The sequence below is a fragment of the Polyangiaceae bacterium genome, assembly GCA_015075635.1.
GTDB lineage: Bacteria > Myxococcota_A > Polyangia > Polyangiales > Polyangiaceae > JADJKB01.
Genome location: JABTUA010000003.1, coordinates 1,190,835 through 1,213,439, shown reverse-complemented (window position 1 = coordinate 1,213,439; position 22,605 = coordinate 1,190,835). Strand labels below are relative to the sequence as shown.

Annotated in this window: 15 protein-coding genes; 10 read left to right on the top strand and 5 right to left on the bottom strand. The window is 68.9% G+C overall.

Features of this window, described 5'->3' with window-relative positions; all coding sequences use genetic code 11:
• The first annotated feature begins 180 nt into the window (after positions 1–180).
• The 4 genes from nhaA (at position 181) to HS104_35970 (ending at position 7,414) form a co-directional block, all read left to right on the top strand.
• A complete protein-coding gene (nhaA, locus tag HS104_35985; GenBank protein MBE7485356.1) occupies positions 181–1,482 on the top strand; it encodes a Na+/H+ antiporter NhaA in 1,302 nt (433 codons plus the stop codon).
• Between the two features lie 199 nt (positions 1,483–1,681).
• Positions 1,682–2,392 (top strand): DNA methylase, encoded by a 711-nt coding sequence (locus tag HS104_35980; protein ID MBE7485355.1) that lies wholly within the window; start codon positions 1,682–1,684, stop codon positions 2,390–2,392.
• A 6-nt stretch (positions 2,393–2,398) separates the two neighbouring features.
• Positions 2,399–4,624 (top strand): DUF4240 domain-containing protein, encoded by a 2,226-nt coding sequence (locus HS104_35975; GenBank protein ID MBE7485354.1) that lies wholly within the window; start codon positions 2,399–2,401, stop codon positions 4,622–4,624.
• 90 nt (positions 4,625–4,714) lie between these two features.
• The gene (locus HS104_35970) at positions 4,715–7,414 is read left to right on the top strand and encodes a hypothetical protein (GenBank protein MBE7485353.1); all 2,700 of its coding nucleotides are present in this window, start codon (positions 4,715–4,717) and stop codon (positions 7,412–7,414) included.
• A gap of 1 nt (position 7,415) precedes the next feature.
• On the opposite strand, the gene HS104_35965 is transcribed toward HS104_35970, so the two are convergent.
• Entirely contained in the window at positions 7,416–9,239 is a 1,824-nt protein-coding gene (locus tag HS104_35965) for an IgGFc-binding protein (protein ID MBE7485352.1), read from the bottom strand.
• A 72-nt stretch (positions 9,240–9,311) separates the two neighbouring features.
• Positions 9,312–9,944: a hypothetical protein gene (locus HS104_35960; GenBank protein ID MBE7485351.1), complete on the bottom strand. Its 633-nt coding sequence runs from the start codon at positions 9,942–9,944 to the stop codon at positions 9,312–9,314.
• Between the two features lie 28 nt (positions 9,945–9,972).
• On the opposite strand from HS104_35960, the gene HS104_35955 reads away from it, so the two are divergent.
• The gene (locus HS104_35955) at positions 9,973–10,896 is read left to right on the top strand and encodes a hypothetical protein (GenBank protein ID MBE7485350.1); all 924 of its coding nucleotides are present in this window, start codon (positions 9,973–9,975) and stop codon (positions 10,894–10,896) included.
• Between the two features lie 8 nt (positions 10,897–10,904).
• Here the strand turns inward: HS104_35955 and HS104_35950 are convergent, their stop codons facing one another.
• The 3 genes from HS104_35950 to HS104_35940 are packed head-to-tail and all read right to left on the bottom strand — an operon-like array spanning position 10,905 to position 16,439.
• Complete coding sequence (locus tag HS104_35950; protein MBE7485349.1) at positions 10,905–12,011, bottom strand: tetratricopeptide repeat protein; 1,107 nt, start codon at positions 12,009–12,011, stop codon at positions 10,905–10,907.
• Complete coding sequence (locus tag HS104_35945) at positions 12,008–15,445, bottom strand: tetratricopeptide repeat protein (GenBank protein ID MBE7485348.1); 3,438 nt, start codon at positions 15,443–15,445, stop codon at positions 12,008–12,010. Before HS104_35945 ends, HS104_35950 begins: the two co-directional genes overlap by 4 nt.
• 37 nt (positions 15,446–15,482) lie before the next feature.
• Positions 15,483–16,439 carry a hypothetical protein gene (locus tag HS104_35940; protein MBE7485347.1) on the bottom strand — a complete coding sequence of 319 codons (957 nt, stop codon included), beginning with the start codon at positions 16,437–16,439 and terminating at the stop codon, positions 15,483–15,485.
• A gap of 6 nt (positions 16,440–16,445) precedes the next feature.
• Here HS104_35940 and HS104_35935 point away from each other — a divergent pair, with 6 nt between their 5' ends.
• The 5 genes from HS104_35935 to HS104_35915 all read left to right on the top strand — a co-directional run bounded on the left by HS104_35935 (position 16,446) and on the right by HS104_35915 (position 22,600).
• Positions 16,446–18,440: a VWA domain-containing protein gene (locus HS104_35935; protein ID MBE7485346.1), complete on the top strand. Its 1,995-nt coding sequence runs from the start codon at positions 16,446–16,448 to the stop codon at positions 18,438–18,440.
• A 164-nt stretch (positions 18,441–18,604) separates the two neighbouring features.
• Positions 18,605–19,288 (top strand): hypothetical protein, encoded by a 684-nt coding sequence (locus tag HS104_35930; protein ID MBE7485345.1) that lies wholly within the window; start codon positions 18,605–18,607, stop codon positions 19,286–19,288.
• A gap of 80 nt (positions 19,289–19,368) precedes the next feature.
• Positions 19,369–21,153 (top strand): hypothetical protein, encoded by a 1,785-nt coding sequence (locus HS104_35925; GenBank protein ID MBE7485344.1) that lies wholly within the window; start codon positions 19,369–19,371, stop codon positions 21,151–21,153.
• 36 nt (positions 21,154–21,189) lie between these two features.
• Entirely contained in the window at positions 21,190–21,540 is a 351-nt protein-coding gene (locus tag HS104_35920; GenBank protein ID MBE7485343.1) for a hypothetical protein, read from the top strand.
• A gap of 52 nt (positions 21,541–21,592) precedes the next feature.
• Positions 21,593–22,600 carry a radical SAM protein gene (locus tag HS104_35915; protein ID MBE7485342.1) on the top strand — a complete coding sequence of 336 codons (1,008 nt, stop codon included), beginning with the start codon at positions 21,593–21,595 and terminating at the stop codon, positions 22,598–22,600.
• The last annotated feature ends 5 nt before the right edge of the window (positions 22,601–22,605 follow it).

The following is a 22,605-nucleotide window of genomic DNA, read 5'->3' as shown; positions in this document are numbered from 1 at the left end:
CGAGCCAGAATCGGGCCCTGCGCGACGAGAAGTGGCGCGGGGCCTCGATTTTCCCTCCAGATGAGGCTTGACCCGATACGGTCCAAGCCCAAATAGTGGTGGTTCGAACGGGTGCAGCGGAGGCGCCGCTGCAGGATTGGGCTGGTCGGGCCGCCAGCCGCGCGGAGAACGCGAGCGTCGATGTCCACCCCGTCCATCACCGACACGTCTGCCACCAGCACCCGCCAGCCGGGGACCTGGCGTCCCGCGCGCCGCATCGCGCGCCGCATCCTGCGCCCGGTCGAGCGCTTCCTGGCCATCGAAGCCGCGAGCGGGATCCTGCTCTTGAGCGTGGCCGTCATCGCCCTCGTCTGGGCGAACTCCCCTTGGAGCAGCGCCTACAGCGCGCTCTGGCACACGCCCATCGGGCTCAAGGTCGGGCCGTTCCATTTCGAGCGCGATCTTCACTTCTGGATCAACGACGGCTTGATGACGATCTTCTTCTTCGTCGTCGGGCTGGAGATCCGTCGCGAGATGCACCAAGGCGAGCTGAGCCAGCTCAAGCGCGCGGCGCTGCCGCTGGTCGCTGCGCTCGGCGGCATGCTCGTCCCCGCCGCAATATTCGCCAGCCTGAACCACGGGCACGACACGGCGCGAGGCTGGGGCATTCCGATGGCTACGGACATCGCCTTCGCCGTGGGCGTGCTGGCGCTGCTCGGGCGCCGGGTTCCACCTGCGTTGCGGGTCCTCCTCTTGGCCCTCGCGGTCATCGACGACGTGGGAGCGATCATCGTGATCGCCGTGTTCTACTCGTCGGGGCTCGAGCCACTCGGCTTCGCGCTGGCCGGCGCTGGCATCGCCGGCATCGTCGTCATGCAGGGGTTCGGCGTGCGTGCGCCCCTGGCCTACGTCGTGCCGGCGCTGGTGGTCTGGTCCGGTGCGTACCGGGCGGGCGTCCACCCCACGCTGGCCGGCGTCGCCGTCGGCTTGATGACGCCGGTGCGCGCCTGGACGGGCGAGGAGGGCTCCCCCGTGGAGCGGCTGGAGCGCCAGTTCCACGGCAGCGTCGCCTTCGGCATCATGCCCATGTTCGCCCTCGCCAACGCGGGCGTCGCGCTGTCCGGGGTGTCGATCTCGGGCAACGGCGTGCTGCTCTTCCTGGGCATCTCGCTGGGCCTGGTCGCCGGCAAGACCATCGGCATCGCCGGCGCGTCGTGGCTCGCCGCGCGGGCCGGGCTCGCCATGCTCCCCCGCGGCGTTCGCTGGAGCGGCGTGCTGGTCGTCGGCCTGGTCGGGGGCATCGGCTTCACCATGTCGCTGTTCGTGGCGGGGCTGGCCTTCCCCGCGGGAGCCACGCTCGAGACCGCGAAGCTCGCGGTCCTGGTCGGCTCGGGTGTCGCGGCGATCGGCGGGCTGGGGCTGGGCGCGGCGCTGCTGCCCAGGCGGCCCGACGCCGACGCGGCGCGCACCGCCCACGAGGCCGAGACCTCCACCGAGGCCTGACGCGCCGCCATCGCCGCGCTAGGCTCTTTCGGCATGGAGACCTGTTTCGGGTGCGCGTTCTCCGCCGGAGCGGCCGCGCTCATGTTCGTGGTCTTCCGTTCCATCGCCTGGTGGGCCAGCCGCGCGCGCACGCGCGCCATGGCCCGCGTCGAGCGCGAGGCGGCCTGAGCCCGGGGGGAGTAGCCTTCGCTCGATCGTCATGCGCTCCCGAACGTCCCGCCGTCCCCGCCTGGTCAAGCCGCCGCTCAGGCCCGAGGTCACCACGCTCTGGGAGTATCCGTCGCAGCACTACGGCAACGAGCAGCAGGGCAGCTCGGCGTTCCGCGGCGCGACGCCGAGCTACGTGGTCTGGAACGTCGTCCACCGCTTCAGCAAGCCCGGTGACGAGGTCCTCGACCCTTTCTGCGGCAGCGGCACGACTCTGGACGTGTGTCGCGATCTCGGACGCAACGGCCTGGGCTTCGACCTCTCGCCGACACGCCCGGACATCCAGGCCGCCGACGCCCGCAGCCTGCCGCTCAAAGCCAAGAGCATCGATCTGATCTTCATGGACCCGCCCTACGCGGACAACCTCGAATACTCCGATGACGAGCGCTGCATCGGGAAGCTCAAGGCCGACGGTCGGTACCAGCGCGCCATGCGCCTGGTGCTCGACGAGTGTGCGCGCGTGCTGAGGGCAGAGCGCATGCTGGCCATCTACGTGTGCGACGTCTTCAAGAAGGACAAGGGCTTCTGGCCGCTGGGGTTCGAGCTGTTCGAGCTGGCCAAGCGGCACTTCACTCCCCACGACATCGTCGCCGTGGCCCGCCACAACAAGACCCTGCAGATGGGCAACTACCGCAAGGCAGCCGACGAAGGCGGCTTCTTCCTGCGCGGCTTCAACTACCTGCTCCTGTTCCAGAAGCGCTGAGGGACCTTGGACGAGCCCCGGTTCTGGCAGCTCATCGACCGAGCCCGCGAAACGCGCGGACAGTTCGCCGACTCACTCGGCGCGCTCCTGGTCGAGCTCGAAGACGCCGCCCTGTTTGGCTTTCAGCACGAGCTCGAGCAGAAGCTCGCGCTGTCGGACCGGGCCGAGCTCGCAGGAGCCGCCTACCTCGTGCTCGGAACCTGCTCCGAGCAGCGCTTCGCGGAGCTTCGTGCCTGGCTGATCGCCCAGGGCCCGGGCGCCTTCGCTCGGGTGCTCGCCGACCCGGACAGCCTGGCCGAGCTCGAGTGGGAGCGTACCCCGGAGCTGCCGGAGCTCTTGTCCGCGGCCCGCGCGGCCTGGCTCGAGCGCACCGGTTGCGACGACTTCCTGGCGCGACTGCCGGACGTCGAGATCGACGACGCGCCGTTCGGGGAGGATGAGGGCATGTGCCTCGACGGCAGGCCGAATCGCCCGCTGCTCGCGCGCCGCTACCCCAGGCTCGCCGCCAAGCTCGAGCGCGACGGCGCTCGGACTCCGAGCCAGAGGCTCGCGCCCCGCGCGCTCACCGACCTCCGCGCCGGCGACGCGGCGATCCGCGCGGATGCTCGCGCCCACCTCCTCCGGGGGCTCGACCAGCTGTGCGCTCTGGACGTCGGTGCGCTGGTCGAGCAAGCCTGCGACCCCGCCGCCCCGGAGCGCGCGTTCCTGGTCCGGCTCTTGAGCGACCTGTGCGTTCCGGTCTCCGCCCACTGGGCGCTCCAAGGGTTCGACCTCGAGGCGCCGCTGCTCAGCGGCTACTTCGATCGCGCGCCGGCCCTCGCCGAGCGCTACGCCGCGGTGGAGCACGCCCTGCCAGCGCTCCTCACGCTGCTCGCGGACCCAGACCCTCTGGTGCGCAGCAACGCGGCCATGTGCGTGTCGTGGTTCGCGCACTCCGCGGCGCGCGTGCAGAGAGCGCTCGCACGGGCGCTCGACCGGGAGCGCGACCCGAGGGTGATCTCCAGCCTGCTCTTCGCCCTCGCGCTGCAGGATCACTACCTGCACGAAGAAGCGTCGGCGCCGCTCCTCGCCGCAAAGCTGAGCGAGCCACCGCCCGTGTGCCATGCGGCGTGCATCGCGCTCTACGGGCAGGGTGACGAGCCTTCGCTGGCGGCGCTCGCCGGGATCGAACGCCTGCTCGCAACGGACTGCGCGCCGGTCGCCGGCATTCCCTGGAACGACGGCGATCTGGCTTCGCTCGGCGTGTTGGCGCTGCGCGCGCGCCTCCCCGCCCACGCCCCCGAGGTGGAACGCCTGCTGTTCTCGCTGCTCGAGCGCGCACGGGCAGGCGCGCTCGATTGTGACGCGGCTGCAGCTCGGGCCTTGCCCACCCTGCTCTGGCTGCTCACGTCGCGACCGGACCGCGCGCCCGCGCTGGACCCACGGCTCGGGCGCTTGCTCGCGCTCGTCGGCGAGAGGCCGTCCCTGGCCTCTCCTTCGCTGCGCAAGACGCTCTGCGCGCTGGAGCTTCCCGGAGGTGTGGCCGTCGATGCAGCCCTGGCGCTCGCCGGTGAGATCGAGCTCGCGCTCGACCTCTTGGAGAACGCCGTCGCCCGCGATCCGGAGAGCGTGGCTCGAAGGGCGGTCGCGCTCGCGACGGAAGTGGAGCACGCCACGCGCGCGGGCCTCCTGGTGGCTGCCGCCGTCTTTGCCGCCGAGAAGGCCGGCGCCGAACCGAGCCCGGCGCTCGACGCGCTCGCCCAAGGCACATTGTCCGCTCCGGCGCTCGAGCCGTTCTTCGCGCGCTTCCTGAGTCGCGTCGGGGAGGCGCGCCGGGACGCCCTGCTGGACGACCTGCGCCGGCGACGCCTGGTGCCTCGCTGGGCAGCCGAGCCCGTCTCGCGCCTCGACCTGCTCTTGGAAGGTCTCTTGCCCCTCGTCGGCCACACGGCGCGGGAGCAGCTGCTCGAGGCTGCCGCCGGCGTGAACTGGCGCTTGGTGCTCGGGCTGTCTCGGAGCTACCCGTCGCAGCGGGTCGTGACCGCGCTCCTGCCGCGCATTGCAGAGTCGCTGGAAGACCTCGGGCGCTGGGCGCCCGACGCCGTCGAGCAGGCCCTGGAGCGGGACGCTCGGGCGCTCTCTGCCATCGGCGCCGAGGCCGAGCACGCCGTCCGCCAGGCGCCCGCCGCCACCAGCGGCGCAGGCCAGAAGCTGCTCCAGCGCGTCCTCGCGCTGCGCTCCCACGGGGCCTGAGCCTCGGAAACCATTGCCGGATCGTGCGGGCGCTGCTAGGGCCCCGGCGCCTGAGCTACGCTTGGGGTTGGTCGGGCTAGGAGGCTTATCGTGAAACGAGCTTTGGCAGCGGTGTTCGCCGCGCTGTGTGGGTATGTCCTGGTCGCTTGCGCTTCCGGTGGTGACAGCGGGAACCAGGGCGGCACCTGCGGCAACGGCGTGAAGGACGGAGCCGAGGCCTGCGACGGCAAGGACTTGGGGGGAATCACCTGCCAGATCCTCGGCTTCAAGGGCGGCGCGCTGTCGTGCCAAGCCACCAGCTGCCAGCTCGACCCCAACACCTGCTGCACCGACACCTGCGTCAACGTGGGCGACACGCAGTGCCAGGGGACGGTGCTCCAGACTTGCACACAAGGGGCCTCGGGCTGCCGCGCTTGGGCTCAGACCGCCGACTGCGCTCTGAGCGGCGGGCAGTGCGATGCGACGGGCGGCAACGCGGCTTGCACCTCGACCTGCGTCGACGCCTGCCCGACTATCGGCGGCACTCAGTGCAACGCCGGCGCCATCGAGATTTGCCAGAAGAACGCCGCCAAGGGTTGCAACGAGTGGAAGCAGATCGACGACTGCACGGCGAAGGGACAGAGTTGCGATGCCACCAGCGGCATCGCCGTGTGCGGCGCGGCCTGCAACAACCAGTGCAGCAAGGCCGGCGACACCCAGTGCAGCGGCAACGTGCTGCGCACGTGCGAGCAAGGCGCCGATGGCTGTCTCGCGCTGGTGACCACCACTGACTGCGCGGCGCAGGGCCAGTCCTGCACGACCCCGGGCGGCGTGGCGAAGTGCACGTTTGCATGCAACAACAAGTGCAGCGCCGTCGGCACGCAGAACTGCGTGGGCAACGTGCTGTCCACCTGCTCCACGGACACCAACGGCTGCCTGGACTGGACGGCCACCGAGGACTGCTCGGCGACCAGCAAGTTCTGCAAGCTGGCCGGGGCGGGCAAGGCCAAATGCGAGGGCATTTGCACGAATCCTTGTCCCACGCTGAACGAGAAGAAGTGCAACGCCAACCTGATTCAGGAGTGCAAGGTCGGCATCAACGGCTGTCAGGACTGGCAAGTCGCCACCACCTGCCCGCTAGGGCAGAAGTGCGAGCAGAGCGGCAGCAACTACTCCTGCGTCGCCGGTAACCTGACGGGTGAAGACTGCGGCGGAGTCGTGCCGATCAAGGCCGGCAAGAACACCATCAACTGGACCGCCACGAAGAACGACTACCTGAGCCCGATCCCCTCCAGCTGCTCCACCTCCACCTATACGGTGATGGGCCCCGACCTGGTGCTCGTCTACCAGGCCGGCTTCACCGGCAGCCTGGAGTTCACCGTCGAGAAGCCGCTGAGCTCTTACTACGTGGTGGCGGTCTCCAGCGGCACCTGCGGAACGGTGGGCAGCCCGCTCACCTGCATCGGGCTCAAGGACTATTCGCTCACCTCGACCAGCGGCAGCCTGAACGTCACCAGCGGGACCACCTACTTCTTCTACGTCGGCAAGCTGAATTCCGGCACGGCCCCGCTGTCGAACCCGCTGGTGATCACGCTGGCGGAGGTGGACTGCACGACGTTCTCGGCCAGCGCGGTGACCCTGACGCCGGGCAACGGCGCCACCACGAGCACGCTCAAGCCCACGCTGAGCGCCGACTTCGACGTGCCGGTCCTGACCACCGGTTGGACCGTCAAGGTCACCGGCAACAAGGGCACCAACCTCACGTTCACCGCCCCGAACTCGGCGGTCACCTGGACGAACTCCAACAAGACCATGAACATCAACCCCGGGATCACCTTCCCGGCGGGTGAGGTCGTCACGGTGGACGTGACCGGCTTGACGGACAGCAAGTGCTCGAAGCCCGTCACCAAGCCCACCTGGGGCTTCACGGTGATCACCCCGCCGTGCGCCCCCGGGACCGGCGGCATGTTGGGCGGCGGCGTGACCAAGGTCGCCGGACCGAGCGGGCTCTGGTACTACGTGGCCGCCGATCAGGATCCGAACGGCTACGTGTACCTGGGCAACACCAGCACGCTCTGGCGCATGAGCAAGGGGACGTGGATCCAGCAGACCGCGCCCGGCGTCTCCACGTCGTGGCTCGGCTACAACATGTTCATGAACGGCAACGATCCGTTCACGAACGAGTACACGCTGACGGGGACCACGGGCTACGTCTACAAGCTGATCCCCGGCGCGAACTGGGCCGCCCAGGACTTCGTGACCTTCCCGCAGGTTCCGGGCGACTACATCCGTTCGGGCGTGACCTACAAGGGCAAGGTCTACCTGATGACCACCGAGTCCCTGGCGACCGCGAACCACGAGCTCTGGTCCGCCAACGCCGCGCCGCCGACCTTCCCCAACACGGCGACGGCGGAGGGCACCTTCACCGGCGAGGCCTACTGCAGCGGCCTGGCAGTGGACGACAAGTACTTCTACACCGCCTGCGGCACGAACAAGCGCCTGGTGCGCGTCGACCGGACGACCAAGACGGTCACGCTGATCACCAACGCCTTCGACCTGGCCACCTCGAGCTACTCGAACGCCATTCACGCGCACGACACCAACGGCGACGGCACCGCGGACTTCCTCTACTTCAAGGGGAACAAGAGCGAGGTCTACTACGTGTGCAACCCGGCTGGCACGACGCCTTACGCGGACATCCTGGCGAACTACGGCACCAGCACCAGCTCCTACGGCCTCGGCTTCGACTCGGTCGCCAAGAAGCTCTACGCCTGGGACTACACCCTGTATCAGCTCGTGCAGATCCAGTGAGCTACTTCACGCTCGGGTTGATGGTCCCCAGGTTCAGGCCGCCCGGGTACATGTAGCTGGTCCAGTCGCCGTAGCCGTAGACGGTGATGCCGAAGGCCTTCTCGGCCTTCGCGTGGTGAACGCTGCCCGGTCCGAGCTTCACGTGGGCCACTCCCCAGCCGCTCTCGCCGATGGGCGCGAAGTCGCTCACGACCTGCTCGTCGACCTGAACCTTGGCGCCCACCCTGGCGACGACGTCGACCCAGCTCGAGGTGTAGTTCTCCGGAGCGAGGAAGGTGTACTCGTTCCGGTACTGCCCGGTAGGAATGGCCATCGACTGCGCCGGATCGCCGCTCACGCTCTCGTCCCCGTTCTTGTCCGTGCCCTGCATGAACTGCGCGACGATCAGCGGCTTGTCGGCCTTGACGCGCACGCTGTCCCGCAGGTAGCGGAGCTCGATGGGCGGGCTGTTCCGACCAATCACGATGGTTTCGTGGACGCCGGGCGGGTCGAAGCTGACCTCGGTGTCGTCCTGCACCGCGATGATCCGCAGAGTCTGCTGCGCCTCCGGGTTCGGACCGCTCGGCGTGGCTGGTGGCGCGACGACGTACTCCTTGCCCAGGGTCTCGTCGGGGAACATCACCTCTTCGATGTGGTCGCAGGCCTGAGTCTCCGGGGCGGGGATGTTGGCGCAGCCGTGGCCGGCGATGACCTGCACGGGCTTGGAGGCGTCGACCACCGAGCCCGTAACGTCGCTGCCAGGCGAGTCGAAGCAGAAGGGGCCGCCGGTGGGCGTCGAGATCATCTGGAGCACGTCGCCCTTGTTCAGCTTGGCGTAACCTTGACCCGTGGAGTCGAACCCGCCCCCGGGGACGATGTTCCCGCGCGTCTTCAGTTGGACCTCCGTGTCGTCGTGCGTGGCGGTGATGGTGTAAAACGCCGCCTTGCAGCCCAAGGTCGGCCAGGTCGCCACGGTGTAGCGCTCCCTGAGCATGTGCGCCGGCAGGAGCAGCGAGGCGTCGTTCGAGTACGAGAAGCAGCCGGGAGAGTCCGCAGGATCGGGGCAGTCGGCTGGGATGGGGTCGATCTCGTAGTCGAGGGGGTTGAACTGGTAGGCGGCAATGGGCTGGTCGCTGCGCACGCGGTACGCGCCCTGCTTCACCAGCGAGCTGTTGCCCGGCGGCTGGGGCTGACCCATGAAGTTCGGGTCGGGCCCTTTGAGCTCCTTGACCCAGGGCAGGCGCACGACCTCGAGCTTGCCCGGCTCGAGGGTGAGCTTCTGGACCTCTTCGCTGCCCTTGGTGATCAGCACGTTGGCGGGCTTCTGGCCCACGTTGGAGACCACCACGGCGAACTCGAAGCCCTTCCAGAGCCCGTTGTTCAGCGTCACTGTCGGGTAGTAGTCACAGCCGAGGTAGCTCGACCCGAGTGAGCCCCAGGCGCAGGCGCCCATGCAGCCCCCGGGCGTGCAGGCCATGCCCTGAGCTTCGTCGCAGTCGTAGCTCAGGTAGCCCGCCCCGTCCGGGCGGCACACGCTGGCCTTGCCGTTCTCGCAGCTCCCCGTACCCGGAGTGCAGGTGACGCAGCCGACTCCCTGATGACAGGTCTTTCCCTGCGCCGCGCAGTCCACCTTCTTGCTCTTGTCCGAGCAGTCGACGGCGACCGCGCCGCTGCAGGTGAAGCCGTCGCCGCCGGTCGAGCAGAAGTCGATCTTGGGGCCTCCCGGCTGGTTCGCCCCGAGCTCGTCCTCCGAGCTGGCGCAGGCCGCCCCGAGGCCCGAGAGCAGCGCCATCACCGCGCCGAACCGCAAAAAGCCCACCATTCCCCTGGTTTTCCCGGTCTTCATCTGGCCTGCCTCTCCTCGGCTGCGGGCTCAGTGGAGGCAGGGGCGAGAGGCGGGTGGAAAAATGAAGGGGCCCTAGCGCCAGCAGACGCGGACCCGAGTCTCGCGCTCTGCCACGTCCACGACCTCCGCGGTCACGTCGCGGGCCCCAGCCGCTACCGATGCCGCTCGGAACGCGCCGCACATCCCCCGCCGCACGGTGTGGTCGAACAGGTTCTCGGGATGAGTGATGGCGAGGTCCGCTCGCCCCTCGGAGCGCTCGACGACCCGGAGAGAGGTCCCACGCCGGAACGCGCTCCACCGCCGCTCCACTCCCGAGATCAGGCGCTCGGGGCTCAACAACATGAAGAGCGCGCGGTAGAGCGGGCGGCGCAGCAAGCGGTAGTTGCGCTCGAAGACCCACTCCTCGTAGGCGTCGACGCCGGCCTCGGTCTGGGGAAAATGCCGGTCCCGGACCGCGATCAGGATCGAGAGCGAGCGCACCTCCGGCACCCAGGCGGTGACCGGCAGCGGGTGCGTGACGAGCTCGCGCAGCTCGTCCGGCAGCACGCCGAGGCAATCGTCGAGCGAGAGGGATGCGAGCGAGTCGCGGTACACCGACGCCTTGACCACGACGTCCGGGTACGAGTCCAGCCCCCGCGGCAAGCGCTCGAGGTAGCTGGAGAGCGACGGGAGCTTCCCCGGTTCCACGCCGTGTCGGTAGAACACTTCGGGATTCGCTGCTACTCCTGGGAGCATGGGCGCAGGCTGGTGGGTATTGGCGTTGGCGGGGCTGACTCTGGCGGCGCTCCCGGGCTACGGCTGCGGTGGCACCAGCGACTCTGGCGGCGGTCCCGCTGGGGCGGGCGGTACGAGCAGCGGGACGGGCGGCGTCGGGGGCTCGAGCGCCGGCGGCAGCGGGGGCTACCCGAGCGGCGGCAGCGGCGGCGGCGTCGGCCTCGACGTGTCGCTGCCGGACTCCCCGAGCGACGCGCTCTCCTGCCCGGACGGCGGCGTCCCGGGTGACCCTGGCTGCGCCTGCGGCAAGCTCGAATTCAGCATCGACACCCAGCAGTCGTGCGCCATCTCCATCCTGCCCGGGTTCCAGGTGGACGGCGAAGGCTTCATCAACGTGGGCGGGCAGAACCATCGCGTCTTCGCCATGGACCGCTGGGGCAAAGGACATGTCATCGCCTGGTGCGACTCGACGCGCCTGCCGCAGCTCCTCGCGGCCTTCAACGTCACCGGCTACCTGGGTCAGACCAAGACCCCGCCGAAGGTGCTCGCGTTCGGCGACGAGTACCTGTGCAAGCCCGGCGGTATCATCGACAACCCCTTGCCCGCCGAGCTCTCGTATGAGGGCAAAGACCTGCCGGCGAAGTACAAGGGCAACGCTGCGCTGCTCGCGCAGGAGTGGGACGTGGTGGTCTTCTGCGGGTTCCGCATCCCCTGGACCAACGACTGGTCGAAGGAGCTCGGCGAGTTCGTCTCGGTGCACGGCAAGGGCCTGCTCGCGGTCATGGACTACCAAGGCGTGGTGACGCAGGCCGATTTCACCAACATGAGCAAGATCACCTCTCCGGCGGGGCTCCAGTTCGATCCGCTGAGCCTGGCGTGGGCTCCCTCGAGCACATCGGTGTCGATCGAGTGCGTCCCCGACCTGCCGCCCCCGATCAAGTGAGCGGGGCGCTACTTCGTCCCGCTCAAGATTTTCTGGGCCTCGGGCCGGGCGGGATGGCTCTTGGGTGACAAGTCCAGGAACTTCGTCAGGTGCGGCTTGGCTTCGGCCGGCTTCTTCAAGAAGTCCGCGTAGAGCACGCCCAGGTTGAACAGCGCGGACACGTTCTTGGGCTCGCGCTCGAGCACCTGCTTCAGGATCTTCTCGGCCTCCAGATAGGGCCCCTGCTTGTCGCGGCTGCCGGTGCCGCGCAGCGCCGCGGCCAAGCCGACGCCCGCCATGGTGTCGTCGGGGTTCACCGCGAGCACGCCGCGGAACTCTTCGACGGCCTTGTCGTAGATGCCGGCCTGGAGCAGCACTGTGCCGGTGTTGAGCCGCGCGGTCGTGTCTTTCGGGTCGAGCTCGCTCGCCTTGGCGAACTGCCTGAACGCCACCGCGTCGTCCCCACGCTTGAGCGAGACCAACCCCGAGGTGCGCGCCACGATGGCGTTGTTGGGCGCCGCTTTCTCGGCTTCCTTGACCAACAGCTCCGCCGCGTCGACCTCACCGCGCTCGAGGTGGCTCATGGCGAGCTCCGCCAGAGCGTTCGGGTCGTTGGAGCGCCGGACCAGCACCTCACGGGCGTAGCGAATCGCCAGCTCCACCTCGCCGGCCTCGCGCAGCGCGCTCACCAGCTCGATGCGAGCCGCGACCGCCTTGGGGTTCGCCTTGCAGAACGGCTCCAGCACGGAGACGGCGCCCTTCGGGTCCTCGAGACGCCGCCTGACCTCGCCCAGGGCGACGACCACGTCCTCGGCGTTCGGGGCCAGCGCCTGCGCCTTCGAGAGCTCGAGCTCGGCGTCGGTCAGGTCGCCCACCTGCGCCAGGAGCACGCCCAGGTTGTAGCGGGCCTCCCACAGGTTCGGATCGATCTTGACCGCGTCGCGGAGGAGGGCGATCGCCTTCTGCTTCTCGTTCGCGCTCTGCACCGCCTGCGCCATCTTGCCGAGCGCCTGCGGGTTGGCCGGGGGCAGCGCCGGCGCCTGCTTGACCTTGGCGGAGCCTCCGCAAGCCAAGGCGAAGAGCGCTATGACCGCCGCGAGGCAGAGGCGGGAGCGGAGCGAGACCCTGCCGGTCACTTCTTACCCCCCTTCTTCACGCCCTTGCCCGTGAGCGTGGGCTTCTCGTCCGCCTTCTCGTCCTTCTTCTCTTCGTCGGGCTTCTTGTCGGCGCTCTTCTCGTCCTTCTTCTCGTCCTTGGCCTTCTTGTCGCCCTTCTTCTCGTCTTTCTTCTCGTCCTTCTTCTCGTCCTTGTCCTTCTTCTCGGGAAGCTCGGGGGGCGGAATCAGGTAGGGCTCGCTGCGGTTCTCCTTGGTGCGCCGAGTGCCATCGATCAGCGCCGGCAGCGGCGAGGGACCCTTGCTCTGAAGCTCGAAGCCGATCTCCTTCAGCGGCGGGTAGAGCTCCGAGTTCAAGCGACCGAGCGCGGCGCGCATCTTGGCCGTCCAGCTGTTGAAGATGCCGAGCTCGAGCGCCTTCTTCCAGCCGCTCTCGTAGGCCTCGAGGGCTCGCTCCTCGATGGGCACGACGAACTCGTCGATCTGCTGCTTGTAGAGCTCCTGGTCGTCCTTGCCCAAGCTGGGCGGCGGCGGCGAATTCAACAGCGACTTGGTGAAGGTCTCGTAAGTGAAGCCGATCTGGTAGAGCGACGCGGTCGTCCACTCCGCGACGGCCATCTCGGCCGTGCCCAGGAAGGTGTCCGCGGCCTTCTTCAAGAGCTCGCCCTTCTTCTTCAGCCGGTCCTTCAGCTGCTTGACGTCGCCTTCGATCTTGACGGCCTCGAACTCGGCCAGGATGCGCTCGCCTTGCATGTACTTGGCCTTGGCCGCGAAGTACTTGCCGCTGTCGTCGAGCTGGCCCTTGCGCTGCTTGTAGGTGTCCATGGCGCGCGACAGCGCAGTGCCGGCGCTCTTCTCTTCCCCCAGCTTCACGCGCACGGTGGCGAGCCGCACGTAGGCCTCGATCTGCCCGCTCGGCGTCTTGGCGTTGCCCGTGTAGCGCTCGTAGATGCCGGCGGCATCCTTCCACTTCTCGGCCTTCTCGTAGGCCTTTCCCATCAGGAAGGTGACCTCCTCGGTGCTCTCGTCCCGGGGGTAGGTCTTGCGGAAGCGGTTGCCGCTGTCGATGGCCTTCTGCGTCTCACCGACCGTGGTGCGGAGCAGCACCGAGTTGAACGCCGCGTCCTTGTGGTGCTGCGACTTGGGGAAGTTCTCGGCGACGACGTCGTGGTAGTCCGCCGCTTCGCTGAACAGACCCACCTCTTGGAACGTGTTGGCGGCGATCCAGGCGCCCTGCGCCGCTTCCTCGCGCTGGCGGTGGTCGGAGATCAGGATGGCCACGGCAGCCTTCATCGTCTCGAGATCGCCGCCCTTCTTGGCTTCGACCTCGGCGTTCACGGCAGCCTGCGCGGCGCGGGGCTCCGTGGGGAACTCCTTGGCAGCTCGCAGGTACGCCGACGCCGCCTGGTCGTGCTTGCCGGCCTCCGCCAGCTGCTCGCCCTGCTTGAACACCGCGACGACGATCAGGCCGTTCAGGCGCTTCTGCTTGTCCGGCGCCATGAACGCGGGTGCCGTCTTCAGGCGGCGCGCCCAGGTCTCGATGTTCTGGTAGTCACGGCTCTTGTTGAAGCTGTCGAGGATGAGCTCGCCGGCACCTTCGGCGTACTTTCCGCGCGGATACTTCTCCACCAACAGGCCGAACTGCCGCACCGCAGGATCGTAGATCTCGTAGTCGTAGTAGAGCTTGCCCTGCCGGAACAACAGCTCCGGGATGTCCGGGTCGTTCGGGTAGGTCTTGATGTAGAGCTCCATCGCCTCCGTGAGCTTCTTGTCGGTGGCGGTCTCTTGCTGCTTCTTGCCGGCGGCCTTGTTGGCGTCGAGCTCCTTGTAGCGAGCGTACTCGAGGGCGGCGAGGGCGTTGTAGAGCGCGTCGCGCGAGCGCGGGCCCTTCGGGTCGAGCCGCACGGCCGCCATGTAGTTGTCGGCGGCCTTGTTGGCGTCCTCCAGGTGGTAGAAGGAGATCTCGGCGAGGTTGTAGTGGACCTCGTAGGCCTCCTTGCCGCGAGCGAAGCGCGTCAGATAGACCTCGTACAGACCGACCGCGCCCTTGTACTCGCCCTTGCTGGTCTTGTCCGCCTGTGCCTTGGCGTGGAGCCCCACGGCGTCGTCACGCAGCTGCTTCTCGATGGCCGCCGAGGCGGCGGCGACGGTGGCGGCATTGTGGGCTTTCACCCAAGCGCCTGGCTTCTGCTTGCTCTTCGGATCCGGCGGCACGTACTCCTTGAGCAACCACCGGTAGTCCTCCTGGAGCTTGCCCCAGTTCTCCATGGTGGAGTGACCCTGGGCGACGGCGAGGCCGTACTTGTAGGCGTCGGGGGCCATCGGCTCGAGCTTGAGCAATAGGCGGTAGGCCTCGATGCCACGCTCGTAGTGCGACTGGTCGTAGAGCGCCTCCGCCAAGGCACGCACGATGCGTCCGGCGAACTTGTCTCCGCCCGCCTTGACCAGGAACTTGTGCATGTCCTCGGCGCGGTTCTTCTCGTCCTCGACGAAGACCGCGACCAGGTTCTTGAGCGCCTCGGCCTGCAGCTCGTCGATCTCCGACTGCTTCTTGCCGTCGCGGCGCGCGCCACCCTCCGCCGTGGCCTTGAACACCGCGAGGAAGCGCTTGGCCGCCTCGTCCGGGCGGTCCATGCGCCACAGGCACCAGGCGCTCTTGAACAGCGCCAGGTCGTAGAGCTCGTTGTCCTTGTACTTGAGGACCTCCTCGTACTCCTTGTACGCGGTCTCGAAGTTGGGAAACTCCTTGGTGAACTCGAACTCGGCCCGCACCATGTGGGCGTCCGGGATGAAGCGACTCCGGGGGAACCACTCGATGATCTTGTTGAAGCGGCCGAGCGCCTCCTCGAACTTGGCCTCCTCGTTGGCCATGAAGCCGTCGACGTAGAGCGCCAGATCGTACTGATCGAAGGTCTTGTAGTTCTTGAGCACGCGCAAGAAGCGCGAGCGCGGCCGCGAGAAGTCTGGGTTCGGAGGATCGCCACGCTGGTCCGTCGGCTTCTTCTCCCACTCGGTGAACTTGACCAGGAACTGCTCGCGGGAGTCCTCCCACTCGAGCTCGCCCATGCGCATCAGCGCCTCGGCCATCTCGGGCTCGTCGTCCGGAGACTCGTTGATGAACTTGTCGAGCAGCTTCATCGCGTCCAGGCGGAGCTTCTTGGTCTTGGCCTGGTTCTTGGCGATGCGCTGGTCGATCTTCTTCATCAGCGCGGCACGCAGCCGCTCGGGGATCTGAAGAGAGAGGCGTACCTCGCGCTTCTCGGATTGCTTCTTCTCCTTCTTCTTCTTGACCGTGGGCCGCTCGCGCGCGCCGATCTGCCGCTCGCCCTTGGGCTTGATGCGACCCTTGTCGCTGGCGGCGGCCGGGGTGGAGGGGGAGTCCTGCGCCGAGACGACCCCGGGGCTCAGGGCGATCAAGAACAGGGGGGCGGCGACCCAGCGGCGAAATCGGCTCACGACGGAGCGCGAGCGTACCACGGCGCCGGTCGGCGGGTCACTTGCATTTCCCGGCGCTGCACCAGCCGTTCGTGCAGTCGCTGTCCTCGTTGCAACCCGCGCCATTCGCGAGCTTGGGCTCGCACTTGCAGGCGTCGCAACGGCCGCTCGCGCACGCCACGTCGTCGTCGCACTCGGCGCACTTGCCGTACACGTTGCAGTCGCTGGCGTCCGGGGCTCCCTTCGGGCCGCACAGGTCGCTCGTGCAGTCGCTCTCCTCGTTGCAGGCGGCTCCGAAGGCCTGCTTCGGCTCGCACTTGCAGGCGTCGCAGCGACCGCTCATGCAGGCTCCGTCGTCGTCGCACTCGGCACACTTGCCGTACGTGTTGCAGTCGTTCACGTCGGCGATGGGGCGAGGACCGCACAGGTCGCTCACGCAGTCGCTCTTCTCGTTGCAGTTGGTCCCCGGGATCTGCTGGGGCTCGCATTTGCAGGCGTCGCAACGGCCGCTCGCGCACGCCAAGTCGTCGTCGCACTCCGCGCACTTGCCCGGAGTGATGCAGTCGTTCACGTCGGACGCGACGCTGGGACCGCACAGGCCACTACAGCACGCCAGGTCGCCGGAACAGCTCGTGCCCGTCGCCGAGCACGCGGCGCCACCGCCACCGGTACCGAGCCCGCCGGCGCCCGCCGCACCGCCAGAGGCGGTGGTGCCGCCCGCGCCGGCGGCGCCGGCAGCCCCCGCGCTGCCCGCTGCTGCGTCGGGTGAGGAGCCGGCCGCGCCGCCCAGAGATGCGTCGGCGCCCGCCGCCCCGCCGCTGCTCCAGGCGCCGCCGGTGGACGACACGCTGCCCCCGGTGCCCGCGCCGCCATCCGGGTCCGGGTTCGCGTCCCCACCCTGCTGGAGGCCACACGCCACGACGAGCGCGCCGACCGACCAGAGGAGGATGCGAACCGAGGCCACCTTCCAGCAGTGTATCAGCGGCGGGAACTCGCCGCAGGCCCGGCTGTCCATGCCGGCGTGAACTTGCGCTCTGGCTCGGTTTCGCTGGCAGTTTGTCTCCTCGCGACCCCCGCGGGCGCCCACGACGAGGTCCAAGGGACCCGCAGCGAAAAGGTCTACGAGCGGAGCCACGAGGTGCGCGCCAGCCTGCACCGAGGGTACGTCGAGCTTCGCGTGCGTCGCCGCGTGGAAAACCAAGGTGCTCGCCACGATCAGGCAATGTTCTGGATCTCGACCCCGGCTGGCGCTGCCGCCACCGGCCTCAAGACTCTGGGCTCGCTCGGAGGGCGTCCTAAGTGGTTCGCCGGAGAGCTGATGGAGGCCGAAGCGGCCGCAGCCAGGTACAAGGAGCTCACCGGGATCGGCGGCTACTACCCAAAGGATCCCGCCCTGTTGTCATGGCGCTCGCAGGGCCAGCTCCTGCTTCAGGTCTTCCCGGTCGCACCCAAGGACTCCAAGACCATCGAGTACACGTTGCTCGCACCCACCGAGTACAAGGACGGCGCACACCGTTACGTCCTGGATGGGCTCGGCACGCCCGCGCTGCGGGCGGAGCTCGAGCTCGCCGCGCCGAGCCGCGGTGACAAGCTGCTGCTCGACGGCAAGGCGGCTGGGCCAGGAGCGAGGCTCACCCCGGCGCTCGACGCGAGCACCGAGCTCGGGCTGGTCCCCAAGACCAGCGAGCCCCTCGGGGGCGAGCTCGGCGTGGCAGCCACGGGCAAGCGCTTCGTCACCCACTTCTCGGTCGAGGCCGCTCCACGCGTCGCCAGCGTACCGAAGGGCGCGCAGATCGTGGTGGTGCTCGACGCCTCGCGCTCCGTTCCCGACGCCCTGCTCGACGCACAAAAAGCCGCCGCGGCCGCCTACCTGAGCCACTTCCGCGACGCCGAGGTGGAGGTGCTCACCTTCGATCGCGTGGTGCACCGCCGCTACGGCAAGCTGGTGTCGGCGGAGCGCGCGCGGCGCGATCTGACGGCGCTGCCCATCGAGCAGAAGAACGGCAGCGCGGTAGACCAGGCATTGGCCGAAGCAGAGAAGATCCTCGCCGGCACTGCTCTGGGCAAGCCCCGCCGGCTCGTGCTCACCAGCGACGCGCTGGTGCGCTCGGCGCTCAAGCCCGAGCGGATCCGGGCCGCCGTCGGCGCGAGCGGCGCGGTGGTGCACCTGGGGGTCTTGCGCGACTACGCGGTGTCGCTGTCGCGCGACGACGAGCACGCCTGGGCACCGGCGATCCGCTCGACTGGAGGTCTGGTCTGGCGAGCGGGCGCCAGCGACGACGCCGACGACAAGAAGCAGATGCGTGAGGTCTACGAGGAGTGGGCGCGTCCGCTGCGCGTCGATCACCTGAAGCTCTACTCACCCGATCTGGAGGTGGGGACCATCACCGAGCGGCCCGAGCTGCTCGACGAGGGGCAAGGCTTCGAGCGGCTGCTGTTCACCGACAAGGACGTGAGCTGGCTGCGGGTCGAGGGCGAGCTCTGGTCGAAGCCCGTGCGACGCGTGATCCACGCGGACGTCGCCGCGGGTAAGCGCTGGGCGTCGCTGGTGTTCGGCAGTCAGTTGCTCGACGAGCTGAGCGAGCCGGAGATGATGAAGCTCGCGATGCACGGCGGCGCGGTGAGCCCGGTCACCAGCTACCTGGCCATCGAGCCCGGCGTACGCCCGTCCACCGAGGGTCTCGACTGGTCGGGCGGCAGCGGCCAAGGCTTCGGCAGCGGACTTGCCAGCGTGCGCATGGGCGCGACGAGCACGAGCGGGCGCGCTCGACCGCTCGACCGCGACAAGTGGCTGCGAGACGAGCTCGGAAAGAGCTTCGTCGCCTGCGGCGGAAAGCCGGGGACGGCGAGCATCTCGCTGGAGACGACGTTCGCCGAGGTCGTGGATGTGACCCGGGTCGAGCTCGGCGGGCTCAAGGATCCGCTGCTCGAGCGCTGCGTGACGGAAGCCGCCTGGGACCTCGTCTTGCCGGTGCAGTTCGACGAGGAGTGGACGACCTGGGCCGTGTCCCTGTGAAAATGCCCAGAGATACCGGGGCCATGCCGCGCTTGCCGGGCTAGTTCGGCGATTGCACATTCCGCGCTTCCCCTCCGTCAAACGCCCGAGGCATGATTCCCGCGCCTCGGGCTCAGTTTGGGAGGAATGTGATGCATTTGCGTAGTGCTCTGCTTGGTTTCTTCATGATCGCGTCGACCGTTGGCGTCGGCTGCGTGGTCCACAACAACCCGGCTCCGGCTCAGCCGGCCCCAGCGGCGACCCCCGCGGCGGCCCCGGCCGCGACGCCCGCCGCGACGCCCGCCGCGACCGGCACCGCTGCGCCGACCCCCGCGCCGGCCGTCGACGATCCGAATGCGGACATCCCGGCCGATTCGGAGGATCCAGCCGCGGTCGCGACCCCACTGCCGAAGCAGCTGCCGGTCGAGGACCCGCCAGCCACCCCGGGCATGCCGGAAGAGACGGGCGCCGGCGTTGGGGAAGGCCGCCCGAGCGGGCTCGAGCCGGGCGCCCCCGCCGGCTTCTGGATCTGGCGCAACGCCGCCGGCATCTGGAAGGTCCGCACCACCACCGCGAAGAAGCTCCACGAGTTCCGCGGGCGCGTGAAGGGCGTGCAGAAGCCGATCGGCAAGGTGCACCCCTCGCGCACCGAGTTCGGTGATCGCATCAAGCGCGGCACCGGTGGTGAGGTGATCTTCCGCTTCCACACCATGGGTCACATCGACGGCTTCGACTTCCGCGCGCCGAAGGACACCTGCATCCGCTTCGACCTGCAGCTCGACTCGGGCGCGACGGCGAAGAAGGTGAGCATCGGCAAGGGCGCGGTCGCGCCGAAGACGAACCACTTCACGATCTGCCCGGCGAAGTGAGCCTTCCCCCGCGTTCGGACGCGGCACGCGGCGCTCGTAGGACGGGCGCCGCGTGTGTTTTGTGCGCTAACCTTCTCCGGATGAGGCTCGCCGGCGCACTGCTCCCTCTCTCGATGCTCACGGCCTGCGGCGGCGAAGACTCCGCGCCCACAGAGCGCGACCCGTGCAACCTCCCCGAGAAGTCCGTCCCCACCCCGGCGCTCTCGACGCCGCGCTGGGCGTTCGAGCCCTGGATCAGCAAGGACATCTCGAGCGCGGAGGACACCCGCGCGTTCGTCAAGGGCTTCCGGGACCGCGACATCCCGGTCGGCGCCGTGGTGCTCGATAGCCCCTGGGAGACCCACTACAACACCTTCGTCCCGCACCCGGAGCGCTACCCGGCCTTCTCCGGCTTGGTCGAGGAGCTCCACGCCGACGACATCCGCGTCGTGCTCTGGATCACGCAGATGGTCAACGTGACCGGCTACGACTTCGAGCCGGGGGGCGACAGCTACGTGGGTCCGAGCCCCAACCTCGAGGAGGGCGAACGCTGCGGCTTCTTCGTCAACGAAGCCGAACGCTACCAGTGGTGGAAGGGCAGCGGCGCCGCCCTCGACTTCTTCAACCCGAAGGCCGTCGCGTGGTGGCACGAGCAGCAGGACCCGCTCTACGCCCAGGGCCTCGACGGCTGGAAGCTCGACTTCGGCGACGAATACGTCTCCACCACGCCCATCGTCACGGCCGCCGGAGAGAAGACGAAGCAGGAGTACTCGGAGGAGTACTACCGCGACTTCTTCGCCTACGGGCGCCAGAGGCGCGGTGACGAGTTCGTCACAATGGTGCGGCCCTACGATCGCTCCTACGGCTTCCCCGGCCGCTTCTTCGCCCGGCCGGAGCACGCGCCGGTGGGCTGGGTGGGCGACAACCGGCGCGACTTCGTCGGGCTCGCCGACGCGCTCGATCACCTGTTCCGCTCCGCCAAGGCGGGCTACTCGACCATCGGCTCCGACATCGGCGGCTACCTGGACCGCGACGACGAAGGGCTGCTCGGTCCCGACATCCCGTTCGACACGCTGGTGTTCGCGCGCTGGACGGCGGCGGGCGCGATGATGCCGTTCATGCAGCTCCACGGCCGCGCGAACATCACACCGTGGACGGTGCCCGATCACGCCGACGAGACCGTCGCCCTCTACCGCTACTGGGCCACGCTGCACCACGAGCTCGTGCCGTTCTTCTTCTCGCTGTCGGAGCAGGCGCTGGGCGGCGCCCCGACCCCGATGCGGCCCATCGGCGACGAAGCCAGCTGGCCCGCCGACTACCGCTATCAGCTCGGGGAGGCGTTCCTGGTGGCGCCCATCCTGGATGCGACCGGGACGCGGGACGTCCCGCTGCCGAGCGGGGCGCGCTGGCTCGACTGGTGGAAGCTCGAGAGCGACTGGCTCGACGGCGGGCAGACGCTGGGCGCGGTCTCCCAGCCGGACCGCGCCAGGCTCCCGCTCTACGTGCGGGAAGGCGCCATCATCCCGCTCGACACCCGGAGCGACGTGACCGGCATCGGCACGCCGGCGCACGCCGGCCACCTGACGCTCCTGGTGTTCCCCGGCCCGAACGCCTCCAGCTTCGAGCTCCACGACGCCGACGAGCAGACCACGACGCTCGGCACCAGCACCGGCACGCTGACGCTCTCGCGCCGCGCGCTGCCGGTCTGGGCGCGCGTCCGGGTCGGGGTCCCCCCGAGCGGCGTGTCCCTCGACGGCGCAGCGCTGGAGCAAGCGTCCAGCCGCGCCGATCTCGAGGCCCGACCGAGCGGCTGGTTCTACGACGGCGCCGCCCGCGCGCTGTGGCTCAAGCTGGAGAAGGGCGGGGCCGCCGCGCTCGCCTGGTGACCGATCCGGCGGGCGCCCCCGGACGACTCATCGCTCATGTGGTGGTACGCGCTCGGGTCGGTGGCGTGTCTCTTGGCGTTCTCCTCGGCCTGCGGTGGGCAGGTCGAGCGCGAGACTGGCAGCGGCTACGCCTCGGGAGGCAGCCCGAGCGCGGCCGGGGGCGCCGGGTCGAAGCCGGGCTTTCCGAAGAGCCCGCTGGGCGAGTGCGAGCCGGGCTTTTCGCACGCCCAGAACCCGACGCTCCCCTGCCCCTGGCTCGGCAACGGGCTCTGCTACGAGAAGAAAGATCAGGCCTGCGCCTGCGTCTGCCCCGCGGAACACGACAGCTGGTGCGTCAGCGACTTCCCCGATCCGGAAGGCGCTCCCACCCACGTCTTCTGCGAGTGACGGGCGCCGGCTTGCTCGCCGGGGTGACGTCGTGTCACGGTCCGGGCGCGCCATGCTCGGCAAGCAAACCGCGCTCGAGCACCCGCGATTGGTGTCCGTCGAGACCACCAACCACTGCAACGCGAAGTGCCTGTTCTGTCCGAACAACGCCCTCGCCCGCGACAAAGGGCCGATGGACCAGGGGTTGTTCGAGAAGATCGTCGAGGACTGCCGCGAGTTCCCGTTGCCCGCCATCGAGCCCTTCCTCCAGGGCGACCCTTTCGCCGATCCGCGCATCCTGGAGCGGCTCGAGCTGATCCGCCGCCGCCTGCCCGACACCAAGCTGCGCCTCTACACCAACGGCCACGGCATGACGCCGCACAAGATCGATGCCCTGCTGGGTCTCGGCATCGATCACCTGTACGTGAGCGTGAACACGCTCGACCCCGGCCGGTACCGGCAGCTGATGGGCATCCCCCTCGAGCGCACGCTTCAGAACCTGGCCTACCTGACCGAACCCACGCGCAGAAACCGCGTCGCTCGGAAGCTCACCTTTCGCATGACGCGTCTCGGCGACACCACGCTGAGCGAACAGGACGAGTTCGCGCGCTACTGCCGGGAGCGGGGCGTGCAGGCCTTCATCGTCGGGCTGTTCAACTACAAGGGGGACATCCCGAGCGGCCTGCCGGTGCCGAGCTACGGCTGCGAGCACGTCACCCGCCTGGACGTCCTCGCCAGCGGGCGAGTCACGCTGTGCTGCATGGACCAGGACGGGCAATACGGCTGGGCCGATCTGAACCAGACCAGCGTGCTCGAGGCCTACAACCACCCGGAAGCCAGGAAGTACCGGGCGCACCACCGGGCGGGGAAGCGGCGAGACCTCGACCCCTGCGGCAGCTGCAACTACTTCTGGCCGAGCTTCCACGGTCTCTCGCCGCTGGAGGCCGCCCGAACGGGCATCGAGTACTGCGCCTACGTGGCGCGGCACCGCATGGCCGGCCGCGCGGCCCCTCGGCCCGGGGCGGTGACCCGCCACGGGCTGGTGCAGCTCGGGCGGGGTCGCGACCAGACCGCCGAGTGATGGAC